The 3,047-nt window shown below is 42.9% G+C and carries 3 protein-coding genes; 1 reads left to right on the top strand and 2 read right to left on the bottom strand.

The annotated features are described in order from the left end of the window. Positions 1 to 162 precede the first annotated feature (162 nt). Together QZZ35_RS10560 and QZZ35_RS10555 are read right to left on the bottom strand one after the other, a co-directional pair. Positions 163 to 567, bottom strand: coding sequence for an HAD family hydrolase (locus QZZ35_RS10560; protein WP_291237367.1), 405 nt, complete (start codon positions 565 to 567; stop codon positions 163 to 165). 15 nt (positions 568 to 582) lie between these two features. Then, positions 583 to 1,437 carry an MBL fold metallo-hydrolase gene (locus QZZ35_RS10555; protein WP_291237366.1) on the bottom strand — a complete coding sequence of 285 codons (855 nt, stop codon included), beginning with the start codon at positions 1,435 to 1,437 and terminating at the stop codon, positions 583 to 585. A 373-nt stretch (positions 1,438 to 1,810) separates the two neighbouring features. Here QZZ35_RS10555 and QZZ35_RS10550 point away from each other — a divergent pair, with 373 nt between their 5' ends. Further along, positions 1,811 to 2,779: a Gfo/Idh/MocA family protein gene (locus QZZ35_RS10550; protein WP_291237365.1), complete on the top strand. Its 969-nt coding sequence runs from the start codon at positions 1,811 to 1,813 to the stop codon at positions 2,777 to 2,779. Positions 2,780 to 3,047: the final 268 nt, after the last annotated feature.

The raw sequence follows: 3,047 nt of genomic DNA, 5'->3' as shown, positions 1-3,047 counted from the left end.
CTCCCTCTCGTATTATGAGAGATTCTGTCCATTCGTTTCATTAAATTCTTAAATAAGGTTTGGTTTATAAATTGAAAAAAGTGTATGAATTACAGACTTTATGCTTAAGGAAAAAGCTGTAATTTAGAGAGTGTCTTTGCCACACCATCATTTTCACAACTGTCACAGACCATGTCTGCAATCCATGTCTGCAATTTCAAGAATTGCAGGCTCAGAGTTTCCCATTGCCATCCCAAGACCGGAAATCTCCAGAATTTCCGCATCATTCATGCTGTCTCCAAAGGCAATTGTATCAGAAATATCTGCATCAAGATAGGTGAGAAGCCTGGAGACAGCATTTGCTTTGGTGATACCCTTTACACCAAAATCGCCAAATAATGCCTCTTCATCTTTTCCACCCCATGTTCCGTGCTGTAAGTCAGGAAAGGCTTCTTTTCCATCAAGAAAATCCTGATAACTGTGTCCGTTTGCTCTTGCACGGCGTATGGCAGTGACTGCAGAATCCGGCAGGCGGTTTTCATAATCTACAAGTGTACCATCAATATCAAGAAAAATGATTTTTGACATTTGGGAATATCCTCCTTATCGTCTGTAAATAAAGCGTTCTCCTAGTGAGGGGATATGCCATTTGGCGGAAGAATTGTATTGCATAAAGGTTCGTGCAAATTCCAGCGGATCGGCAGTATTTCCGAAGAACATATCGAAATGCGTCGGCACTGTCAAATCTGCATGAAGAATGCCTGCAAGCTGTGCAGCTTCATTGAAATTCAGATTGCCGATGCAGTTTCGGGCAGTCCGGAAGTAGTCCTGTCCATTGATCGGTGGGAAGAAGATATGCGGTGTTGGCAGCGTAAGCAGATCTTTAATGAGCTGCTGTGTCAGATAGGTATCGCCTAAATGCAGCAGCTGTATTCCGTTCATATCCAGATGGAATCCGAGAGAGAAATCATATCCGTTTTGATCTTTTTGGTGAACCGGATGTGCAGTTGAAACGGCAGAAATAGACAAATTCGGCAGATATAATGTCTGTTTTGCATGCATTGGTATAATTCGCTCGGTAGGAATGCCGATATCTGTGAGAACCGAACAGCAGGAAGCAGGAATGATAAAGCGGGTATGGGAATCACCCTTCGCAATCCCATTTACCGTTTCAACTGCTAAATGATCTGCGTGATTATGTGTACAGATAACATAATCTGCCTGTACCTGTTCCGGTGAAAACGGAGCTGGGTAGAAGCGTTTTGAGTTTCCAGAGGCATCAAAGTGGTCATTCAGCATTACATCAATATACACAGTGACGGCTCCTTTATATACAAATCCGCACTGACCGAGATACCAGAATGCAATTTCCTGTTCGTCGACTACGGTCTGCTCAATCTCCTGCAGCAAGGCTTCGCCGCTGCGGTACCATGTTCGATTCATCTGCATCACTTCCATTTCATTTTTCTCATTGTAGAAAAAAGCGTTTTTATTGTCAAGTGGGAATATAGTCAATAAAGTGGACAGGTAAAAATCAGGTGAAAAATAAATTTTCTGTCTGAATGGGAGACAAGCAGCGATTATGAGAATGCGGTCTGAGACAATTGTGAAGCCATTGATGTAGGAAAAAAGACTATGTTTCAATTGGTCGAGAGATTGATAAGAACGTCTGTCGGTTTCTTCCTTCTTAAGATATTTGAAGAAGCATGCGGCACAGAAGATATACAGGGAAGTCAAGGCATAAAAACACACAAGGGAAACTGTGTGTGTTATAATATATTTTGAAAACAGTTTTCTAAATATGTGGTATAACCGGAGAAAAGAGGGAAATATGAAGATCGGAATTGTAGGAAGCGGAAGCATTGTGAATGAAGCACTGCCGCTGCTGTCGGAATGTGGCTGGGAACCGGCGGCAATGTGCGGTACAAAGCGAAGTTTTGAAAAGGTTCAGCGCATTTGCCGTGAATACAGCATGGAATATGCGTCCTGCGATTATGTGCAGTTTTTACAACAGAAATCCTTTGATATCGTGTACATAGCTGTACCCAATCATCTGCATTATGTAATGACAAAGCAGGCGCTGGAAGCGGGAAAGCATGTTATTCTGGAAAAGCCTGTTACTACAAAATACGAAGAGGCAAAGGAACTGGCTGAACTTGCCAGGGAACGGAATCTGTTTCTGTTTGAAGCGATTTCTACGCTGTATCTGCCGAACTATGGGAAACTGAAGGAGTGGCTTCCGGAAGTTGGAGAAGTGAAAATCGTCAGCTGTAATTTCAGCCAGTACAGCCGCCGGTATGACCGGTTCAAGCAGGGCGAAATCCTGCCGGTATTTGACCCCAAAAATGCAGGCGGCGCCCTGATGGATCTGAATGTATACAACTTGCATTATGTTGTGGAATTGTTCGGCGCACCGAAACGGATCAGTTATTTACCGAATATCGAGCGGGATATTGATACCAGCGGTGTTTTGACACTGCAGTATGATACATTTCAGGCGGTCAGCATTGCGGCAAAGGACTGCTCCGCTCCATGCAGCTATGTGATTCAGGGAACAAAAGGATATCTGATGCAGGCCACTCCAGCGAACAGCTGCGGCGAAATTGTGTTAAGAAAGAATGACGGAACGGAGAAGCGGTTTGATGCTTCTCCTGCGCACAGACTGATGTCGGAATTCCGTTTGTTTGCTAAGGAAATCGGATCGGGGAACAGAGTATTTTGCTATCAGCAGTTGGAGCATACGCTGATTGTTGCTGATCTTCTGACAAGAGTATGTTCTGACAAAATGAAACATGAGTAAACAGGAAATTGAATTTACGCAAGGTTTTGTTTAGTTGGAGTCTAACAATGCTTTATTGATATTTAGTTATCCGAATGATGTGAAGCTACATTTAAGCATGACATTAGGGCTTTTTTTGTGTTCTATGAGCAGAAAGAATCTTTTTCGTGATATACGCAGAACGACAGAATCACTGTTGTGTGGAAATGAAGGATACACTGACATTTTGCTTCCACCAAAATTTCGGAGTATAAGACCAAAATGTCAGAGTTTGGGGCAAAATTCCGAA

This window comes from Frisingicoccus sp. (assembly GCA_016298055.1).
In the GTDB taxonomy this organism is placed as follows: Bacteria; Bacillota; Clostridia; order Lachnospirales; family Lachnospiraceae; genus Frisingicoccus.
Note: the sequence above shows the minus strand (reverse complement) of the source record. Positions and strands in the feature narration are given on the sequence as shown.